We start from the raw sequence: 19,460 nt of genomic DNA on the forward strand, positions 1-19,460 counted from the left end.
ATGTGACTGCACTTCGAGAATCGTTCGAGCTGGTGGCGCCCCGGGCCGACCAGCTGGCAGAACGGTTCTATGAGAAGTTATTCGAAGATTATCCCGATCTTCTGCGCTATTTTACGCATACCGACTTTTCCGAGCAGCGGGGCAAACTGATTCAGGCACTGGTGCTGGTGATGAAGTCACTGGAAAATCCCACAGCCCTGACCCGGGTTCTGCATCAACTGGGAAAAGAACATGACGAAATGGGTGTCCAGGAAGACGATTACCCACCCGTCACACAAACGCTGTTGAGTGTGCTGGCTGAGTTTGCCGGCGAACACTGGAGTGATGAACTGGAAGACGCCTGGGATCAGGCACTGACAGCGGTAGCAAACCTGATGATTGAAGGAGCCAAAGACTCAAGTCGCGCAAAGCAACTTCAATCAGCGGCTGCCGGGGGCTCAACGGGAGCCGACTTTGAAGCAGAAGCGTCTGACGTGGACCCTGACCTGACTTCAGAGACGTTAAACGAAACACAAACCGAACAGTCTATTCGATCTGAAGAGCAGATCAACCATCCTAAGGAGAAGAGTGAAATGTCGATTGATTCAGTACAGAATACGGGACAGAGCGCGGCTACTGAACGGTCGCAGAATCTTGATCAGTTTTACGGCATTGTGGAATTCAGTCCACAGGCCACCTTGTTTGTCAGTGCTCAAGGCGAGTTGACCTACATCAACCGCAAGGGACAGGAACTGCTGAATCAACTCAGCGGCGAACTGGGACTGACACCACAACAGGTTGTCGGTGGCAGCATCAATCAGCTGGCTGCCCGCATTCCTGAACTGCAGACCGCGATTACCGGTCTGGTGGGAGAGAAAACGATCACCGCTCCTGTGGGACAACGTTACCTGGAAATCAGTCTGTCTGCTGCCAGCGGTGAGTCTGGTGCGGGTGTCGGAACTGTCATGACTTGGAAAGACGTCACCGGGACTGTCCAGCAGGAAGAAGAGAACTGCGATCTGTCCGGTCAGCTGGGCGCAATCAGCGATGCCCAGGCTGTGATTGAATTCAAGATGGATGGCACGATCATCAAGGCCAACGACAATTTCTGTAAAACTGTCGGTTACTCCCTCGAAGAAATTCAGGGCAAACACCACCGGATGTTCGTAGACAGCGAGTATCAGAACAGTGCCGAATATCAGGAATTCTGGGAAAAACTGAATGCAGGGATTAACCAGGTTGCTGAGTACAAGCGCATCGCCAAAGGTGGAAAAGAGATCTGGATTTCTGCTTCTTATAATCCCATCAAGAACAAGAGTGGAAAACTGGTGAAGGTCGTCAAATATGCGACAGACATCACCGAGAAGAAGCTGGCTGAAGCCGAGATGGTGCGTGTGCAGAACATGATGGACAACATTCCCATTAATGTGCTGCTGGCCAACCGCGATTTCGAAATGGTCTACATGAACCCTGCTTCCTACAAGCAGCTGAAAGCCATTGAGCATCTGCTACCCAAGCCCGTTGATCAGCTGATTGGTCAGAGCATCGACATTTTCCATAAGAATCCCGAGATGCAGCGGCGGATGCTGGCTGATCCGTCCAACATGCCTCACCGGGCCAAAATCAAGGTGGGCGACGAAACTCTGGACCTGCTGGCAACAGCGATCACCGACAAGGAAGGCAATTACATCGGCCCGATGGTCAGCTGGTCTCTGATTACCGATCAGGTCAAGCTGGCTGATGATTTCGAAAGTGAAATACAGGGCATCGTAAGTGTTGTTACCTCATCTGCCACAGAAATGCAGGCCAGCTCGAAGAGCCTGTCTGACATGGCTGATGAAACGGCTCGCCAGTCTCAGGTTGTGGCTGCGGCCAGTGAAGAGGCAACCCGCAACGTGGAGACCGTCTCTTCAGCTGCGGAAGAGTTGAGTGCTTCGATCAGCGAGATTGCCCGTCATGTACAGGAACAGTCGCACATGACCTCACAGGCTGTGGGTGAAGCAGATCGTACGAATGAGACCATCAAAGAACTGGGTGATGCCAGCAGTGAAATTGGTCAGGTTGTGAAAGTGATTACTTCGATTGCTCAGCAGACTAACCTGCTGGCTCTGAACGCGACCATTGAAGCAGCCCGGGCCGGTGAAGCTGGTAAAGGGTTTGCTGTGGTGGCAAACGAAGTGAAAGAACTGGCTCGCCAGACTGCACGTGCTACAGAAGAAATCAGCGAGAAGATCTCTGCAATCCAGGGATCGACGAACATCGCGGTTTCAGCCATCGGTTCGATTGGGGAAAGCATTCGTAAGATCAACGAAATTTCCACAACAATCGCGAGTGCGGTTGAGGAACAGACCGCGGCTACGAACGAGATTTCCCGTAACGTCGCTGAAGCGGCTCGCGGAACTGCCGAAGTGACCAATAACATTTCGGGTGTTTCCCAGGCAGCCAGCGAGAGTGGTACGGCAGCAAACGACATGCTGGCCGCTGCTCAGGGGCTGACTCAGGAATCAGTCAAGCTAGACGAAGCTGCTGCCAACTTCCTGAAGCGGATGCGTTCCATCTAAGCAGGTTAGCCCTGACGGGGCAGACACTGCAGGTCAATCAAATCAACCGTCAGTCTGAGCTCATGTATATTTACAAATGCCAGGTCTGACGGTTTTTTTGTTTTAACAACGAGACTGAGGTTCAGGCAAAACACTCAAACCTGCTGAAATTTAAGGATTTTGGACTTTGCCGGACTCCGGCACAAAATCGTGTCCTAGACTTCGAATGAGAAAAGAAACGACCGCCTGTCCGCGGGGTGCGATTGTAAGAGATTCACCAGTTCTGCGGGTCGGCATTTGATTAAACGATAACTTACATACTGGGAGACCGGTGATAATGAAAACGGTATTACTTGTAGACGATTCCCGTGCAGTGCGACTGGTTGGTCGCCGCATGATGGGGGCGTTTGGCCTGGAAGTTCTGGAAGCGGAAGATGGTAAACAGGCTCTGGAAGTCGTGCGTGCGAATCCGGAGCTGGATGCAATTTTACTGGACTGGAACATGCCGATCATGGATGGGATGGAGTTTCTGACCGCACTGCGTGCAGAAGATCGTCAGAAGCAGCCCATCGTGGTGATGTGCACTACGGAAAATGATATGCCCCGTATCGTACAGGCCATGCAGGCTGGTGCCAACGAGTACATCATGAAGCCGTTCACTGAAGACATTGTCCGCGACAAGCTTGAAGAGACAGGTGTTTTGTGAGCCGTCCGGTAATCAAAGTACTTCTGGTTGATGACTCGGCTGTGATTCGTGGATTAATGACGCAGGCAATTAATCTCGATGATCAGATCAGTGTTGTCGGTTCCGCAATGCACGGTCAGGCTGCGTTGACCTGGTTGAATACACACCAGGCGGATGTCGTTGTGCTCGATGTGGAAATGCCGGTGATGGATGGTATCAGCTGTCTGAAGCAGTTGAGACAAAGTCATCCTGACCTGCCGGTGATCATGGCCAGTTCTCTGACCCGTGCCGGTGCAGAAATTACTCTGCAGGCGCTGGATCTGGGGGCCGCCGGATGTGTTGCCAAACCGGTCGCTTCGAATGCGGCTGAGGCAATCGCCCAGATGGCTCACGATCTGTTGCCTTTAATCAAGGCACTGGTTCGTGGCAGGCAGACCGACTCTCAGAGTCTGACCCAACTGCAGGTGCGTACGACCACGTCTCCTGTAAAAACTCCCATGGTACTGGTCATCGGATCCAGCACGGGAGGGCCCAATGCTTTAAAAACAGTATTGTCCGCCCTGCCCGAGAAGTTTTCGCTGCCGATTCTGATTGCCCAGCATATGCCACCCTTGTTTACAAGAACACTGGCGGAACATATCCAGCGGGATACCGGTCGACCGACTTCAGAAGCGGTTGATGGTGCTTTGATTGAAAGAGGTCATATCTACATCGCGCCAGGTGATTATCACATGGTGGTCGACAAGCAGAATGATCGCATGGTAATTCGACTGAATCAGGAAGCGCCCGAGCATTTCTGCCGTCCCTCAGTCAATCCGTTATACAACTCCGCAGCAAACTGGTATGGCAGTTCTGTGCTGGCGGTGATGTTGACCGGGATGGGAGATGACGGTATCGAGGGAGCCCGATCGATCAGTGAACGTCAAGGTTATATTATCGCACAAGATGAACGAAGCAGTGTTGTCTGGGGAATGCCTGGCGCTATCGCCAAGGCAGGACTGGCCAACCAGGTGCTGCCGCTCAGAAATATTGCCTCTGAACTGGCGCGACTTTGTTCTTTATAGAAAGTGGTGTTCCCGTGTCTCCAGAAGATTATAATTTCATAACCAGCTTTTTGCTGGACACAACAGGTCTGTCTCTCGGCGAGAACAAAGAGTACTTGCTGGAAGCCCGCCTGGTTCCGCTGGCCCAGTCACATGGTATGAACGGGGTCGAAGATCTCGTGCTGGCACTCAAATCGAGTATCGATCCCAGTCTGAAAAAAGACGTGATGGAAGCGATGACGACGAATGAGTCTTCGTTCTTCCGTGACAGACGTCCTTTCGACGAACTTAAAAATTCGATCTTACCGAACCTGATCGCCGAACGGAAAACAACCCAGCGGCTGCGGATCTGGTGTTCCGCCTGCTCTCATGGGCAGGAGCCTTACAGCATCGTGATGCTGATCCGCGAACACTTCCCGGAACTGGCTAACTGGAATATTCAGATCGTCTCGACCGACCTCTGCAGCAAAGCACTGGATCGGGCCCGGGGGGGGATTTATTCCCAGTTTGAAGTTCAGCGTGGTTTGCCTGTGCAGCTGCTGATGAAGCACTTTGATCAGTGCGAACAGGGCTGGCAGATCAAACCGGAACTGGGAGCCGGGATTCAGTGGAAGCACCTGAACCTGCTGGAAGATTTTCAGCACCTGGGCATGTTCGACATTGTTTTCTGCCGAAACGTCCTGATTTACTTCAAACCAGAGACCAAGAAAGACATTCTCGACCGCATCAGCCGCCAGATGTCGTCTGCCGGCGTGTTACTGCTGGGAGCAGCGGAAACAGTACTGGGGATTTCAGATAACTATACCAAGCTGCCCGAATGTCAGTCGGCCATTTATCGACTGGCAAACTCGAGCCCGCTTTCAGCTGGAATTCGCTGAATCCGCCAGGCAGGAAGCCTTTCCGGGAAGATAGAAATATTAAGAAAATTAATATTCTTTTTGGATCATTCCCTGTCCGTGAAGATCAATTCTCTCTTATTAAATAGCCTTTTCTCACCCGTGCATATCTGTTATTAATGCACGGGTGGAAGGTCAATCAGGAGTCAATAATTGATGTTTCACACCTGCTTTTCAGCTGATTTCGCACAGGGAAGTGCCCGATAATGCGGCTTGCCATTTTTGAAGATCATTCTGCTCTGCAATTCTCACCGGTCTCGCTCATGCGACCGGTGTTTGAACTGCTGTGCGGTACCTGTTCGCTCCGCGAGCGATTGCTGCGTACCCTGCCCGTTTCGGAATGGGGCGTTCTGATCCGTCCGGTGCTGACAGAAGTCTATGCAGAAGCGCATGCGGATGCCCGCATCAATGATGCACTCTGGTTAAGTGAAGCACCCACCCTGCTGGTGAATGGCCGCTGGCTGCCCTCTAATGAGGATCTGAAACAGCTTGCCAGTGCTTCGTATGAAACAGTCGGGATGCAGGGCGACTGTGTGGCCTACCTGCTGCTGGATCCGGAAGAGTCAGTGCTGCTGACGACCGAAGCCTGGGATGACGCGATTAACCAGATCGCCGCAACCCGTAAACCCGTGGCGGTACAGGGAACGGAGCTCCGCTATCCCTGGGATCTGGTGAATCAGAACCGTCAGCAGTTGCTGGAAGATTTTGCATTCGCGTCAGATACTTTTGCCTCGGGCGGCGATGCCCGCAGCCTGACGATCGTCGGTTCTCCGGATCTGGTCCGGATTGCTGAGTCGGCTGAGATCGATCCCTTTGTTGTCTTTGACACGCGCCAGGGACCGATTGTGGTAGAAGCTGAGGCCCAGATTCAGGCATTCACCCGGATCGAGGGACCCGCCTATATCGGTCGGGGAACCCGTCTGTTCCGCGCGAATTTCAAAGCGGGAACCAGTGCCGGCCCGTTCTGCCGACTGGGAGGCGAGATTGAAGAGTCGATCATTCACGGCTATGCGAACAAATACCATGACGGTTTTCTGGGGCACTCTTATATCTGTCCCTGGGTGAACCTGGGAGCACAGACCAGCAACAGTGATCTCAAGAACGATTACTCCAACGTCAAGGTTCCCATTTCGGGCTATCCCGTTGATACCGGGGCCGTGAAGGTGGGGTGTTTTATCGGCGACCACACCAAAACCGGGCTCAACAGCCTGTTTAATACCGGCACCTCGGTGGGGGTGATGTCGATGGTCCTCCCCACGGGAGAACTGCTGCCGAAGCACATTCCCTCCTTTTCCCGGTTCTGGCTGGGGCGGATCGATGGGCAGATCGATCTGGACGGCATGCTGCAGCTGGCAGAGACTTCGATGCAGCGGCGGGGAATGAGCCTGACCACTGCCCAGCAGAAACTGCTGAAACAGCTGCTGGATGAGAGTGCCGACGAACGCGAAACCGCGATTCAGTGGTGGGACCAGAAGCTGGCTTCCCGCGGTTCCCAGCCAGCAGAACACTGATTTACAGTTCAAAGTGACGACCTGCTGTCACAGTCAGACAATCCAGCGAACTTGTACGGCGTTCGTGTTGTCTTAACAGTGTGTCAGTCACCGGCGTCAGAAAGGTGCTGGGACTTGAGCGAAATCTGGGTGAATTCCGCTATTTCGTAAGACTTATCATCTTGATGTAAGAATGTCGCAAAAACGAGGACACTCGTGAGAGCGGCCCGAGGGGCGTTGTCATTCTTACCAGTCCACTGGTGAACTCAAGAGTCTGGCTTTACAGGCATTTACGTTCGCATCCAGACGCAAATCTGTTTTTTGGCAGGTTTGGTACAGTCCTTGCGATTCTTCCAATTATCAGGCTTATCCGCAGGAGATCAGCCCGGCAATGACTGATGAGCCAGTCATCGCTGAGAAAGCAAACGAGACAACCAAAAAGTGATATAAAAATGAAACAGGAGAAGAAGGTCATGTCAGAACAGGTCATGGAAGAGTTGTGGAACGGTTTATCCCCCGCAACCAACAGTATGGAACTGGCGAATGCAGTCATCGATCGTCTGCAGGAGCTGAATATCGATCTGCAGGACGTTTCACTGGCCGAGATGAAAAACCTGCTGTCGAAAGCCTGCACTTATCAGGCGGAGCGACAGATGCGGAATCCCCGTCTGTCCGATTGCCTCGTTTCCTAGACCGGGGTTGTGGGAGAGGAGCGCGATCCGGTTGATGATTCCAGCAGAAATTACTTGAACCAGTCGCATTTCCGATGCTAAAACGGAAATGCGTGGGAACAGCTTAAGCGAGCCTGTTGTTTTCCATGTGAAGACAACAGGCTCGCTTTTTTTATGAAAGGCACTTCGATGGATGACACTTCCGCAGAAAATTCTCAACCCAATGCCGGTGACGCTGACCAGACCAAAGCCATGGAGCAGATTGTCGAATCGCTCCGCCAGGGGAATAAAATCGAGGCCATCAAAGAGTACCGGGAACTGACTGGTTCCGGGCTCAAAGAATCGAAGGAAGCTATTGATGCTTTGATTCAGAAATATGAGATCCCGATGAAGTCGGGCTGTGCCTCCCTCCTCTTGATCGGGCTTTCCTCGACGCTGCTGCTGGTTTTCGTCTGCTGGTAACCTGGTCGGGGACTGTGTGATACGCTCCATTCCCCGGCATCGCTCTCTTGAAATCCTGGTACCCGCGTCTGCCTGTCAGGCGAATTTGCTCCCCCTGGCAGAGATTAACAAGGGGTTAATTTCTTTTTTTATAAAACTCCTAAACAAATCCTGAATCTTCTTGAGCACCTGCCAGTCGTATGTATACTCGATTATGTAAGCAGATTAAGTCGCTCGGACTTTTCACTTAAGATCTTTCACTTCTATTCGATAAAGCTTTCCGGAAATCCATTCAACCTTACTCCCCGGAATATCGGATTGGATGGCTCAGACCGGACCTTAATAATTCATGATTTCTTATCGTTTTTTTATTAGGAGTGCGTCATGTCTTTCAGTCCACATCAACGGAGACGCGGATTTACATTAATTGAACTACTGGTCGTGATCGCCATCATCGCGATTCTGATCGCCCTGCTCCTGCCTGCGGTCCAGCAGGCCCGCGAAGCAGCCCGTCGTGCCAGCTGTAAAAACAAGCTCAGGCAGGTCGCTCTGGCCCTGCACAACTACCACGATGCTCACAGTGTCTTCCCCCCCGGCGGAATCACCTACGGCTGGTGTACCCTGGCAACTCCTGATCCCGGTCGTACGACCCACAACAAAAACGGACTCTGTCTGTTGTTGCCTTATCTCGATCAGTCTCCCCTCTACAACCGACTCAACCTGGATACCGCTAACAGTGCGCAGAATACCGGGTACTGTTGCAGCTATGGCGGGGCATCCAGTCCCCTGGCAGGAAACCCGGCGGACAATGCCGATGAGATGGCTGTCCTGCTGGACGTTTTCCTCTGCCCTTCCGATTCCGGGTCGACACATCTCGGAACAGGAGCTCCCTATGGAACCTCTGTTGCGCCTGGTCCAGCCAAAACCAATTATGAATTGAGTGCCGACCAGACAATCGACTGTAACCTCTGGTCGAGACAGGCTCCGAATGCTCGCAAAATGTTCGGCGAGAACAGCCGGTGCCGGATTCGCGATGTCAAAGATGGAACCTCGAACACGCTGATGGTCTGTGAGACAACACGTACCGTTGCCAATGGCGAACCTCCGGCCTGGGGAATGCGGGGCTGGGTGACTACAGGTGGGGACATTGATCCCGGGATTAACGTCTGGGATATCCCGACCGGCTGGACGCGACCCGATACTGGAAACCTCAACAGCTGGGGCCAGGTGGGAAGTCTGCATACCGGCGGGGCTCACTTTGGTCTCGGTGATGGATCGGTCCGCTTCATTTCGGAAAACACTGACCTCACTCTGCTGAGACGACTGGGGACCATTTCAGACGGTTTTGTCGTCGAAATTCCCTAGTGCTGAGTTACAACCTGAGTTTAACATTCTTGCGTGAGGTACTTCATGATACTTATTCCAGGGAAGCGCACGGCTCTGGGAGCCGTGTTGCTGATGTGCATTTTCTGTGTTGGCTGCGGTGGCAAGCCTGAGGGGCCGGAACTCGGTCCCGTCACCGGGGTGGTTCTGCTCAATGAAGAACCACTGGAAAATGCAGACCTGTTCTTTATGCCCATTGAGAGTACCCCCGGCGTGGGGGGACAGGGGCGATCCAAAGAGGGGGGCAAATTCGAAGTGGTTTATTTTCGGGGAGGCGAAGGTTTACCGGCGGGCACCTATCGCGTGGCGGTCAGTTATCGTCTGATGCCCGATGGTACACCTGTTCCGGAAGGAGACGATACCCCTCCGATTGAATCCCCGGCCACAGAGTCCTTGCCCGCAAAATACTCGAGCAAAGACAATTCGGAGCTGCAGGTGAAAGTCGAACCGGGGCAGCCGATCGAACTGAAATTGACGGGCAAAAAGAAGTAAGCCTTTAGGGAGCCCGTTCAGTGGGCTGGACTATAAATGAGAAACAAAAGCAGGCAGGCATTCTGAAGTTTAGCGGGATGCCTGCCTTTTTTATTCGATATGGAGAGAAACGGAGAAAGTCGAGTTTAACTTAATTTCTCCCGTTTTCAGCCGGGAAACCTGTTCTCAGAAAAGTTTCCTAATGAAATCATCTTTTCTTCACATTTACCACACAATTTGTCATCATATTACGTGCTGGATTGAATTTACGTAATCAGTACTTAAGCTGAATACGGTGAATGATTTCCCGATAGCAACCCGCCCGACCTGACCCCCTCCTCGAAAGGTGATTGCATGAGACGGTTATTAATACCAGTGACTCTGCTAAGCGCCCTGTTAACGACATCTGTCATCTGGGCCTGTTCCGTTCCCGTATTTCGGTACGCGCTGGAACGCTGGCCCGCAGATCAATATAGCGCCGTCGTATTTCACCGTGGTCCGCTTCAACCGGAACAACAGCGTGTCGTCGACCTGTTTGCCAGGGAGGGGGCTGTCGCCCGGCAGTCAGCGAATGTTGAACTGAAGCTGGTCGACCTGGATGCCGACCCGGCGCCACAGGATCTGGAACTCTGGAAACGACAGGAATCCGAGACACTGCCTCTGCTGGTCATGCGGACTCCCCTGCCCGCTCCGGTACCGGTGGGCTTCTGGTCGGGAGAACTGACGGAAGAAAACGTCTCGCGACTCATCGATTCCCCCTTGCGTCAAAAGATTGCCAAACAGCTGATTAACGGTCAGACCGCGGTCTGGGTCTTTCTGGAATCTGGTGATGCGGAACAGGACAAGGCCGCACTGGAACAGCTCAAAGCCGAACTGAAGCGGATGGAGAAGACACTCAAACTCCCCGAAATCGAACAGGCCGATATTGAACAGGGACTGGTCAGCGTCGCGCCGGACAGCCTCAAGCTCAAATTCAGCGTGGAAACCTTGTCTCGCAAAGAAGCTGCAGAAGACTATTTCACACGCATGCTGATCGCCACCGAAAACGATCTGCATGAGTTCAGCGACGAACCGATGGCACTGCCGGTGTTTGGTCGCGGACGTGTGCTGTATGCTCTGATCGGCAAAGGGATCAATCCCGGGACCATCGAGCAGGCCTGTCGGGACCTGACGGGACCCTGCACCTGCCAGGTGAAAGACCAGAATCCAGGGACCGACCTGCTGATGGCGGTCAACTGGGAGAAACTGGTGACTCCCACTCCCCAGGAAGAAAAAGAGATTCCCGACCTGACCGGACTGACCAGCTTCTCAAAACAGGGCGCTGATGCAGCACAGGGGCTGTCGATGTCGAAAGAGAAAGAACCGAAATCGGATCAGGCGACACCGAAAACAGAGAGCGTTACTGCTGAGCAGACTGCTCAGGCGGAACCAGCTACGGCTGAAACGCAAGTCCAGACGCAGGAGAGTGATTCCGCTGATGCAGGTACAACCGAGCTTCCTGCTGCGGGAACCACAGAAGCGGCTCAAAGCAACTCGCTGCTGCGGAATCTCTCGATCCTGGCTGTGCTGGCAATCGTGATCATGCTGGCTGCGAGCTACATCGTTATGGGACGTAAATCAGAGAGTTGAAATTTCAGATCTGTATCTGAATCCCTCACTCCATCAGGAAAGCAAGAGCGGGCATTATGTCAATTTTTCATCTGATTCTTCAGGAAATGCAGCACCGGAAAATGAATTTTCTGCTGGGGCTGCTGTCGGTGATCGTCGCGGTCGGCTGTCTGATTGCCGCCCTGACTCTGTTGCAGGCGGACGAAATTCAGACCGCACTGATTCTGCAACAGAAGGAAGATGAGGTGAAGCAGGCGGGAGCCGAGCTGAACGATGCGATGCGGAAGATTACCAAGGGGCTCGGGTTTAATATCCTGATCCTCCCTGCCGACCAGGACCTGGAAGAGTTTCACCTGACCGGCGTCGTCTCGGGGACAATGCCCGAAGACAATATGCGGAAACTGTCCGAATCTAAAATTGTCACCATCAACCACATGCTGCCGATGGTGGCGAAGAAAGTGACCTGGCCCGAAAAGGAGCTGGATATCATTCTCACCGGCACCCGCGGTGAAGTGCCCCAGTTGCACCGGGCTCTGAAGAAACCACTACAGCAACCCGTGCCTGCGGGGGCAATGGTGCTGGGATACCAGGTGCAGAAGAAAACCGGTCTCAAAGCGGGCGACGAAGTCCAGCTGATGGGAAAAGGGTTCAAGGTCGCCAAAGTCTTCCCCGAACGGGGGAATGCCGATGACAGTACCGTGTGGATCAATCTCAGAGAAGCGCAGCAACTGCTGGGCATGGAAAATCTGCTGAATGCCATTCTGGCGCTGGAATGTAACTGTGCTACCGAAGATCGAGTCGCAGAAATCCGCAAGGATGTAGCTGAGATTCTGCCCGGCACCCAGATTATCGAGCGTGGTCCCCCTGCCCTGGCCCGCGCTGAAGCACGCAATACGGCGGCTGCGACCGCGGTCGCTTCACTGGAGCAGGAAAAAGCGAATCGAATTAAGCTGATTGAACGGCATGCCAGCTTTGCCGCGATCCTGGTACCTCTCGTGGTGCTGGGCTGTGGAGCCTGGATTGGTTTCCTTTCACTGGAAAACGTCCGCCGCCGGGCAACCGAGATCGGAATTCTGCGGGCGATCGGCGTACGTTCCTCCCAGGTCTTCGGAATCTTTATCATCAAAGCACTGCTGATCGGCCTCGTGGGGGCGTTGATCGGTTATTTTCTGGGCTATTGGATCGGCGTTACCTGGGGTGACCTGCCTGCGGCTGCAGATCCGGCGCAGGTCCTCTTTTCGGGACGCTGGTTGTTGTTGAGCCTGGTGTTCGCTCCCCTGCTGTCCAGTCTCTCCAGCTGGATCCCTGCCCTGCTGGCTGCCCGCCAGGATCCTGCCACCATTCTCCAGGAAGGATGATTACATCACGATGTTACTTGAACTGGAACAACTGTCGAAATCATTCAAGTCCGGTCCGGGCCGTGTCCAGGCAGTGGACGGCGTGAGCCTGACCGTCGATGCGACTGAGTTCGTCGCGATTCAGGGACCCAGCGGCTGTGGAAAGTCGACACTGTTGCTGATGGCGGGGGGACTGCTCAGCCCCGATTCCGGCCAGGTGCTGATTGAAGGGACTAACCCGTATCGTCTTTCGAGTGATCAACGGGCCCGTTTTCGTTCTCAACATCTGGGCTTTGTCTTTCAGCAGTTCCACCTCGTGCCTTATTTGAATGTGCTGGACAACGTGTTAACGCCGGCCCTGGCATCGAATCGGAGTCAGGCCCGCGAACGCGCCCGTGCATTGATTGAACAATTTGGTCTGGAACAGCGTCTGCATCATACCCCGGCCCAGTTGAGTACCGGGGAAAAGCAGCGGGTCGCACTGGCCCGAGCCCTGTTTCATCAGCCGAAAATTTTGCTGGCAGATGAGCCGACAGGCAACCTGGACAGCGAGAACTCCACCATCGTCCTGAACGCGCTCAGTCAGTTTGCCGCCGATGGTGGTTGTGTGCTGATGGTCTCACACGATGACCAGGCAGTCCAGTCGGCGCAACGCGTGTTGGGGATCAGGGATGGTCGCCTCGTGACTCCTCAAGAATCAGAATCGTTAGTCAACTCCTGAGAATCAATTTCGCTCAGTCAGTATACAGGACAAGAGAATGAAACATCCTGCTCCTCAGCCCCGAATTCAGGTCTGCTCTCAATCAGGCCGCAGCGGAAAAGTGTCAGGCCTGGTGATCGCCGGAGGCTCGGTCGTCTTTCTGGTGATCATGCTGGTCCTGCTGGTCTATACGCCGCCTAAAGATACTCCTTCGTCGTCTACAACAAAGACAGACTCAGCCAGTTCACAGACAGACGAATCCGAGGGTGGTGACTCTGCTGCTGATCCGGAAGAGAATGCCCTGGTGATGTACTGTGCCGCGGGGATCAAACCGCCGGTTGCCGCGATGGCAGCGCAATTTGCTGAAGAAGAATTTGGCATGCCGGTTCACCTGCAGTACGGCGGGTCTGGAACCCTGCTCAGTAATCTGCAGGTGGCGAAAAAAGGAGACCTCTACCTGGCAGCCGATACCAGCTACATCGAGATTGCCCGGGAAAAGGGGCTGGTCGATGAAGCAGTGAGCGTGGCCCGGATGCATCCGGTGATCATGGTGCAGAAAGGGAATCCGAAGGGCATCAAGTCCATCGATGACCTGCTCAAAGAGAATGTCACCGTGGCCCTGGCGAATCCCGATGCTGCCTCGATTGGCAAATTGACCAAAAAGATTCTCACGAAACACGGTAAATGGGAACCCCTTTCCAAGTCTGCCCGGGTGTTCAAACCAACGGTATCGGAAATTGCCACCGACGTGATGCTGGGGGCCGTTGATGCTGCGATTGTCTGGGATGCGACCGTGAATCAGTATCCGGAAAAAGCAGACATGGTGGATATTCCCGAGTTTACCGAAGCGATCAAGAATGTAACCGTGGGCGTGTTGACCTCTACGGAAAAGCCCCGGGAAGCATTGATGTTTGCCCGTTATCTGCAGGCACCTGAAAAGGGGCAGAAAGCGTTTGCGGAGCTGGGTTACGAGACGGTTAAAGGCGATAAGTGGGATCCGCATCCGACCATTCTGCTGTTCAGCGGTGGTGTGAACCGGCTGGCGATTCAGGATACGCTCAAAGAGTTCGAGGAGCGTGAAGGGGTGACGATCAATACGGTCTTTAACGGCTGTGGTATCCTGGTGGGGCAGATCAACAGCGGTCAACGTCCCGATGCTTACTTCGCCTGTGATACTTCTTACATGGTGCAGGTGCAGCCCAAGTTCAGTATTCCCCTGACCGTGGCGGAAACCGATATGGTGGTGATCGTCGAGAAAGGAAACCCGAAGCAGATCAAGTCCATCTATGATCTGGCCGGCAAGGATGTGCGGGTGGGGCTGGCACACCACGAGCAGAGTGCTCTGGGTGCCTTGACAAAAAAACTGCTGACCTCCCTGAAAAAAGATGATCAAAATCTGTATGACCTCGTACAGCCCAATGTGAAAACCAATACGCCGACTGCAGATCTGCTGGTCAATCAGCTGCGTACCGGCTCGCTTGATGCTGCGATTGTCTACCGGGCGAATCTGCCTTACGTCAAAGACAAGGTGGACATCATTGAAATCAAAGAGGGAGATCCCCTGGCTGAACAGCCGATTGCGATTCTGAAAACGACCGATTATCCGAATCTGATGCAGCGTCTGGTGGATAAACTGACTTCCAATCCTTCGCGTGGCATTTTCGAATCGATCGGCTTCCGCTGGCGGATTACACCGGAGTCACTATGAGTGCGTCGAATTCTGAAGAACCTCCTCGCACATGGAAGTCGCGTTCTGATCTCCCCTTTTATGCCGTGTTTGTGGCCGTCAGTGCCGTATACATTCTGTTGATCGTGGCCATGCTGGCCGCGGAGACAACATATACGACTCCTGGTCATATCATGCGGTCGTTTCAGAAGCCGGAAATCCGCTATGCGATCTGGTTGAGCCTGGTTTCCTGTGCGATTACGACCGTGCTTTCGCTCTGGGTCTCGGTGCCTATTGGCTACCTGATGTCGCGGCATCAGTTTCCTGGGAAGACGCTGATCGACGCGATTCTGGATATTCCGATCGTGCTCCCTCCCCTGGTCATTGGGCTTTGTCTGTTGATTCTGTTTCAGATTCAGTTGCCCCAGTTTGAATGGCTCAATGAAATGGTGGCGGCGAAGTCTGGCATCGTATACGACAAGGCGGCTGCAGCGGCCGTCGCGGACCAGACACAGTCGCTGGATGAGTTGATTCGCAAGATCACAAAAGTGCTGTTTGGGCGCGCCATCGGGGTGACCTACGAAATTCCGAGTATCATTCTCGCACAGTTCATGGTGGCGTGTGCCTTTGCCGTCCGGACGATGCGGGTTACTTTCGACCAGATCGGTCCCCGCTATGAACAGGTAGCGTTGACCCTGGGATGCAACCGGGGGCAGGCTTTCTGGCGGGTTGTCTTTCCCCAGGCTTATCGGGGACTGCTGGCAGCAGCGACCCTGGCGTGGGCCCGCTCGCTGGGAGAATTTGGCCCCATTCTGATCTTCTCGGGGGCGACCCGGATGAAAACCGAGGTGCTGCCGACAACCGTGTTTCTGGAACTGACCGTGGGAAATATCGAGGGGGCCGTAGCCGCTTCACTGATTATGGTCGTTTCCGCCCTGATCGTGCTGGTGATTGCCCGCATGTTTGGTCTGACACGCTCGGCGGCGATATAAAATTCAGCGGTGCACTACACCGCGACTGGAAAAATGATCTGAGAACTGGCGGCACTGGTCGCCCGATAAGTTGAAATATGATTTCGGTAAAAAATCTTTGTGTACAAGTGGGTGACTTCAGGCTGAATGACGTCAGCTTTGAAATTCCTCAGGGGCATTACGCTGTGCTGATGGGGAAAACGGGGAGCGGGAAGACGACCATTCTGGAGACGATCTGCGGTCTGAAGAAGGTTGAGTCCGGTGAAGTCATCCTGAATGGCAAAGACATGACTCATGCCAAACCGGCTGAGCGTGAGATCGGGTATGTGCCTCAGGAAGGTGTGCTGTTCCATACGATGACGGTCAAGGATAACCTGGCATTCGCTTTGGAAATCCGTAAGTGGAAACAGCATGAGATTGACGAGCGTGTCGATGAACTCGCAAACCTGCTGGGGATCACCGGATTGTTGAACCGGACCCCACACGGCTTAAGCGGTGGAGAGACACAACGGGTGTCACTGGGACGCGCGCTGGCGGCCCGGCCTGCGATTCTGTGTCTGGATGAACCGCTGAGTGCACTGGATGAAGATACGCGTGGAGAGATCTGTGATCTGTTGAACAATGTTCAGCACGTGACTGGTGTGACGGCGTTGCATATCACTCATAATATCTCCGAATCAGATCGGCTGGGAGATGTGAAATTGACGATCAACAATGGTAAGCTGAGTATGCTGCCCGGCGGAAATCCGAAGAAAGCCGTCGCCAGCACGACCACGGAAACTTCTGAAACTCCAGCTGACACGAGAGCTCACTAACATGAAAATTGCGGTCGAATATACAGCCCAGGTCAAAAAAGCGGCTGGTGTCGGAAGAGAAGAATTCGAAGTCCCCGCAGGTACGACGCTGCAGGAACTGGTCAAGACCGTGGCTGAGTCGCGGGCCGATTCGCTGAAGCCACTGTTGTTCCCCACCGGCGAGGCCCTGCATCCTTCCATGCTGTTGTTTGTTTCCAATGAACAGGTGCTGTGGGACGAACCGCTGACACTGGAACCGCATCACAGCGTTACGATCCTTTCCCCGATCTCCGGAGGATGATATCCTCACTCTTTTCACTGACCTCACGCAATTCAGCCTGAAGGAGACATGATGTCTGGTTTCGCTCCCCTGACAGATGAAGAACGAGCCGTTTACGAGTGGCAGATCTGGGTGCCCGAGTTCGGCGAAGCCGGGCAGGAGAAGCTGAAGAATGCGTCGGTGCTGGTTTCACGTTGTGGCGGTCTGGGAAGTGTTGTGGCTTACGAACTGGCGGCTGCGGGAGTCGGCAAGCTGGTCTTGGCTCACGCCGGGAATGTAAAACCGAGCGACCTGAACCGACAACTGCTGATGACGCACGACTGGCTGGGAAAACCACGCGTTGAATCCGCAGAGCGGCGTTTGAAGGAACTGAATCCCCGGCTGGAGATCGTGGCGATTCAGGAAAATATTTCGGAAGAGAATGCAGCAGCGATTGTGGATCAGGTAGATCTGATCGTCGACTGTGCACCGCTCTTCCCCGAGCGGTATGCCATGAATCGGCAGTCCGTTCTGCAGCAGAAACCACTGATCGAGTGCGCGATGTACGATCTCGAAGCACAAATCACGACCTTTCTACCCGGTCAGACCGGGTGCCTGGCCTGTCTGTATCCCGATGATCCGCCGGCCTGGAAACGGGAGTTTCCCGTGTTTGGTGCAGTTTCAGGGACCGTGGGCTGCATGGCGGCGATGGAGGCCATCAAGGTGCTCGCCGGGTTTGGCGTGACGCTGGCCAATCAACTGCTGACGTTTGATCTGCGCGACATGACATTTCACCGCAACCGGATTCAGCGCCGATCCGATTGCCCGGTCTGTGGAGCCTGACTCCACTTCCAATACAATTGATAAATACTGCAGGGAGATCCGATGAATAAAATCATACAGCGTTATCTGTTGGTCCTGGTTCTGGCGGGAAGCGTGATGGTCGGGGAAAATTGCCGACTGTCAGCAGCCGAAGCGAAACAGCAGACCGAATGGAAAGCCGTAGCGGCGTCGGTGGTGATTACTCCCGAGAAACCGATGTGGATGGCCGGTTATGCGGCCCGCACGGAACCAGCTAAGGGGAAAGTACATGATTTGTACGCCAAGCTGCTGATTCTGGAAGACAGCCGCGGCAAGAAACTGGTGATGATCACGACCGACCTGATTGGTATCACCCCTGCCCTGCGTGATCCGATTGCGGCCCGCCTGGAAGAAGATTTTCAGATTCCCGCGGCGGCACTGTTGATGAATGCCTCACATACGCATTGCGGACCGGAACTGAGAGAAAAGAAAGCTTCCCGCCGGGGACTGGGCGGCGATCGTGGTGCCCAGGCGCGGGTTTATACGCAGGAGCTGGTGAGAAAACTGGTGGCTGCGATTGGGGAAGCCCTTCCCCAGTTGGAGCCAGCCGTACTGAAGTATTCGTATGGACGCGCCGGTTTTTCAATGAACCGCCGCCTGCCTACCGAGAACGGCGTGATCAACAGCCCGCATCCCGAGGGGCCCGTCGATCAACGGGTGCCCGTGCTGATGGTCGAACGGCCCGACAGTTCTCTGATGGCGGTACTGTTCGGTTATGCCTGTCACAATACGACGCTCAGTTTCTACCAGTTCTGTGGTGACTACGCAGGCTATGCCCAGGAATATCTGCAAGCTGATCATCCGGGGACTGTGGCGATGTTCATGATGGGCTGTGGCGGGGATCAGAACCCTTACCCGCGACGGACACTCGACCTGGCGAAGCAGCACGGACGGGCGCTGGCCAATGCGGTTGAGACGGCCATCTCTGTCAAACATCCTCGTTTGATTCATGGTCCGTTGGGCGTGGCGATGGGCGATGTGGAACTGGAGTTTGCGACTCCCCCCAGCAAAGCAGAACTGCTCAAGCAGAAAGAGAGCGGCAACAAGTATGAGGTCAGTCACGCGACGCGTCTGCTGGAACAGCTGGAGGAACGGGGCGGTATTCAGACCGAATATGCTTTTCCGCTGCAGGTGGTTCAGTTTGGAAAGGACCTGACCCTGGTGGCAGTCTGCGGTGAGACCGTTGTCGATTATTCGCATCGCTTCCAGAAAGAGCTGAAGTCGGGGCATGGTGCGGGTAAGACAGATCCGATTGTCTGGGTTGCCGGCTATTCGAACCATGTGTTCGGGTACCTGCCCAGCTTGAGGGTCCTGAAAGAGGGAGGCTATGAAGGCGCCCGGGCGATGATTTACTCTTCTTATCCCGGTCCGTTTAAAGAGTCGGTCGAAGAGCGTGTAGCTGAGAAAGTGCATCAGCTGACCGAACAGGCCCGCCGCGAGGCACTCGGGGATTAATCTCGTTGAGCGAACAACAGAAACCGGGGACAGCGCAGGAGCGGTCCCCGGATTCTGGCGTTTCAGGGGTGATCTCTGGTCAGAAAATTTTTCTGATTAGAGCTGCGAATTGCCGTTATGGGGAGTTTCTCATAAATCGAAATTGATTTTTGTCGCAGGATGGCTAGAATCCCTAAGAACCTGTCTGTCAGGTCATACCGTAAAATCTTC

The 19,460-nt window shown here is 54.0% G+C and carries 18 protein-coding genes; all 18 read left to right on the plus strand.

Annotated features, from left to right (window positions below):
• The first annotated feature begins 2 nt into the window (after positions 1 to 2).
• The 18 genes from FYZ48_RS28455 to FYZ48_RS28540 all read left to right on the plus strand — a co-directional run bounded on the left by FYZ48_RS28455 (position 3) and on the right by FYZ48_RS28540 (position 19,250).
• Positions 3 to 2,540, plus strand: coding sequence for a methyl-accepting chemotaxis protein (locus FYZ48_RS28455; protein WP_149345828.1), 2,538 nt, complete (start codon positions 3 to 5; stop codon positions 2,538 to 2,540).
• A gap of 316 nt (positions 2,541 to 2,856) precedes the next feature.
• Positions 2,857 to 3,225 carry a response regulator gene (locus FYZ48_RS28460; protein ID WP_149345829.1) on the plus strand — a complete coding sequence of 123 codons (369 nt, stop codon included), beginning with the start codon at positions 2,857 to 2,859 and terminating at the stop codon, positions 3,223 to 3,225.
• A complete protein-coding gene (locus FYZ48_RS28465) occupies positions 3,222 to 4,268 on the plus strand; it encodes a protein-glutamate methylesterase/protein-glutamine glutaminase (protein ID WP_149345830.1) in 1,047 nt (348 codons plus the stop codon). The genes FYZ48_RS28460 and FYZ48_RS28465 overlap by 4 nt, the downstream gene beginning before the upstream one ends.
• A gap of 14 nt (positions 4,269 to 4,282) precedes the next feature.
• Positions 4,283 to 5,125: a CheR family methyltransferase gene (locus tag FYZ48_RS28470; RefSeq protein WP_261344378.1), complete on the plus strand. Its 843-nt coding sequence runs from the start codon at positions 4,283 to 4,285 to the stop codon at positions 5,123 to 5,125.
• Between the two features lie 224 nt (positions 5,126 to 5,349).
• A complete protein-coding gene (locus FYZ48_RS28475) occupies positions 5,350 to 6,654 on the plus strand; it encodes a putative sugar nucleotidyl transferase (protein ID WP_187782275.1) in 1,305 nt (434 codons plus the stop codon).
• A 452-nt stretch (positions 6,655 to 7,106) separates the two neighbouring features.
• Positions 7,107 to 7,325 carry a hypothetical protein gene (locus tag FYZ48_RS28480; protein WP_149345833.1) on the plus strand — a complete coding sequence of 73 codons (219 nt, stop codon included), beginning with the start codon at positions 7,107 to 7,109 and terminating at the stop codon, positions 7,323 to 7,325.
• A gap of 168 nt (positions 7,326 to 7,493) precedes the next feature.
• Positions 7,494 to 7,766 carry a ribosomal protein L7/L12 gene (locus FYZ48_RS28485; RefSeq protein ID WP_198422293.1) on the plus strand — a complete coding sequence of 91 codons (273 nt, stop codon included), beginning with the start codon at positions 7,494 to 7,496 and terminating at the stop codon, positions 7,764 to 7,766.
• 363 nt (positions 7,767 to 8,129) lie between these two features.
• Complete coding sequence (locus FYZ48_RS28490) at positions 8,130 to 9,110, plus strand: DUF1559 family PulG-like putative transporter (RefSeq protein WP_149345835.1); 981 nt, start codon at positions 8,130 to 8,132, stop codon at positions 9,108 to 9,110.
• A 45-nt stretch (positions 9,111 to 9,155) separates the two neighbouring features.
• Positions 9,156 to 9,620 (plus strand): hypothetical protein, encoded by a 465-nt coding sequence (locus FYZ48_RS28495; RefSeq protein ID WP_149345836.1) that lies wholly within the window; start codon positions 9,156 to 9,158, stop codon positions 9,618 to 9,620.
• Between the two features lie 333 nt (positions 9,621 to 9,953).
• Entirely contained in the window at positions 9,954 to 11,228 is a 1,275-nt protein-coding gene (locus FYZ48_RS28500) for a hypothetical protein (RefSeq protein ID WP_149345837.1), read from the plus strand.
• 56 nt (positions 11,229 to 11,284) lie between these two features.
• A complete protein-coding gene (locus FYZ48_RS28505) occupies positions 11,285 to 12,565 on the plus strand; it encodes an ABC transporter permease (protein ID WP_149345838.1) in 1,281 nt (426 codons plus the stop codon).
• A gap of 10 nt (positions 12,566 to 12,575) precedes the next feature.
• Positions 12,576 to 13,265: an ABC transporter ATP-binding protein gene (locus tag FYZ48_RS28510; protein WP_145184142.1), complete on the plus strand. Its 690-nt coding sequence runs from the start codon at positions 12,576 to 12,578 to the stop codon at positions 13,263 to 13,265.
• A gap of 37 nt (positions 13,266 to 13,302) precedes the next feature.
• Positions 13,303 to 14,952: a molybdate ABC transporter substrate-binding protein gene (modA, locus tag FYZ48_RS28515; protein WP_149345839.1), complete on the plus strand. Its 1,650-nt coding sequence runs from the start codon at positions 13,303 to 13,305 to the stop codon at positions 14,950 to 14,952.
• Positions 14,949 to 15,902, plus strand: a complete 954-nt coding sequence (locus FYZ48_RS28520; protein ID WP_145440342.1) for an ABC transporter permease — start codon at positions 14,949 to 14,951, stop codon at positions 15,900 to 15,902. The genes modA and FYZ48_RS28520 overlap by 4 nt, the downstream gene beginning before the upstream one ends.
• A gap of 107 nt (positions 15,903 to 16,009) precedes the next feature.
• Positions 16,010 to 16,696: an ATP-binding cassette domain-containing protein gene (locus FYZ48_RS28525; RefSeq protein ID WP_242022802.1), complete on the plus strand. Its 687-nt coding sequence runs from the start codon at positions 16,010 to 16,012 to the stop codon at positions 16,694 to 16,696.
• 1 nt (position 16,697) lies between these two features.
• Positions 16,698 to 16,976 carry a MoaD/ThiS family protein gene (locus FYZ48_RS28530; protein ID WP_149345841.1) on the plus strand — a complete coding sequence of 93 codons (279 nt, stop codon included), beginning with the start codon at positions 16,698 to 16,700 and terminating at the stop codon, positions 16,974 to 16,976.
• Positions 16,977 to 17,027: 51 nt separating this feature from the next.
• Positions 17,028 to 17,777, plus strand: a complete 750-nt coding sequence (locus FYZ48_RS28535; RefSeq protein WP_149345842.1) for a HesA/MoeB/ThiF family protein — start codon at positions 17,028 to 17,030, stop codon at positions 17,775 to 17,777.
• A gap of 42 nt (positions 17,778 to 17,819) precedes the next feature.
• Positions 17,820 to 19,250 (plus strand): neutral/alkaline non-lysosomal ceramidase N-terminal domain-containing protein, encoded by a 1,431-nt coding sequence (locus tag FYZ48_RS28540; RefSeq protein ID WP_149345843.1) that lies wholly within the window; start codon positions 17,820 to 17,822, stop codon positions 19,248 to 19,250.
• Positions 19,251 to 19,460 lie beyond the last annotated feature (210 nt).

It is taken from the genome of Gimesia chilikensis, from assembly GCF_008329715.1.
Lineage (GTDB): Bacteria > Planctomycetota > Planctomycetia > Planctomycetales > Planctomycetaceae > Gimesia > Gimesia chilikensis.

Coding starts and splice junctions, on each gene's coding strand:
- FYZ48_RS28490 (WP_149345835.1), top strand. CDS start 8,130: ATGTCTTTCAGTCCACATCAACGGAGACGCGGATTTACATTAATTGAA.
- FYZ48_RS28540 (WP_149345843.1), top strand. CDS start 17,820: ATGAATAAAATCATACAGCGTTATCTGTTGGTCCTGGTTCTGGCGGGA.
- modA (WP_149345839.1), top strand. CDS start 13,303: ATGAAACATCCTGCTCCTCAGCCCCGAATTCAGGTCTGCTCTCAATCA.
- FYZ48_RS28480 (WP_149345833.1), top strand. CDS start 7,107: ATGTCAGAACAGGTCATGGAAGAGTTGTGGAACGGTTTATCCCCCGCA.
- FYZ48_RS28460 (WP_149345829.1), top strand. CDS start 2,857: ATGAAAACGGTATTACTTGTAGACGATTCCCGTGCAGTGCGACTGGTT.
- FYZ48_RS28505 (WP_149345838.1), top strand. CDS start 11,285: ATGTCAATTTTTCATCTGATTCTTCAGGAAATGCAGCACCGGAAAATG.
- FYZ48_RS28485 (WP_198422293.1), top strand. CDS start 7,494: ATGGATGACACTTCCGCAGAAAATTCTCAACCCAATGCCGGTGACGCT.
- FYZ48_RS28530 (WP_149345841.1), top strand. CDS start 16,698: ATGAAAATTGCGGTCGAATATACAGCCCAGGTCAAAAAAGCGGCTGGT.
- FYZ48_RS28500 (WP_149345837.1), top strand. CDS start 9,954: ATGAGACGGTTATTAATACCAGTGACTCTGCTAAGCGCCCTGTTAACG.
- FYZ48_RS28495 (WP_149345836.1), top strand. CDS start 9,156: ATGATACTTATTCCAGGGAAGCGCACGGCTCTGGGAGCCGTGTTGCTG.
- FYZ48_RS28510 (WP_145184142.1), top strand. CDS start 12,576: ATGTTACTTGAACTGGAACAACTGTCGAAATCATTCAAGTCCGGTCCG.
- FYZ48_RS28475 (WP_187782275.1), top strand. CDS start 5,350: ATGCGGCTTGCCATTTTTGAAGATCATTCTGCTCTGCAATTCTCACCG.
- FYZ48_RS28520 (WP_145440342.1), top strand. CDS start 14,949: ATGAGTGCGTCGAATTCTGAAGAACCTCCTCGCACATGGAAGTCGCGT.
- FYZ48_RS28535 (WP_149345842.1), top strand. CDS start 17,028: ATGTCTGGTTTCGCTCCCCTGACAGATGAAGAACGAGCCGTTTACGAG.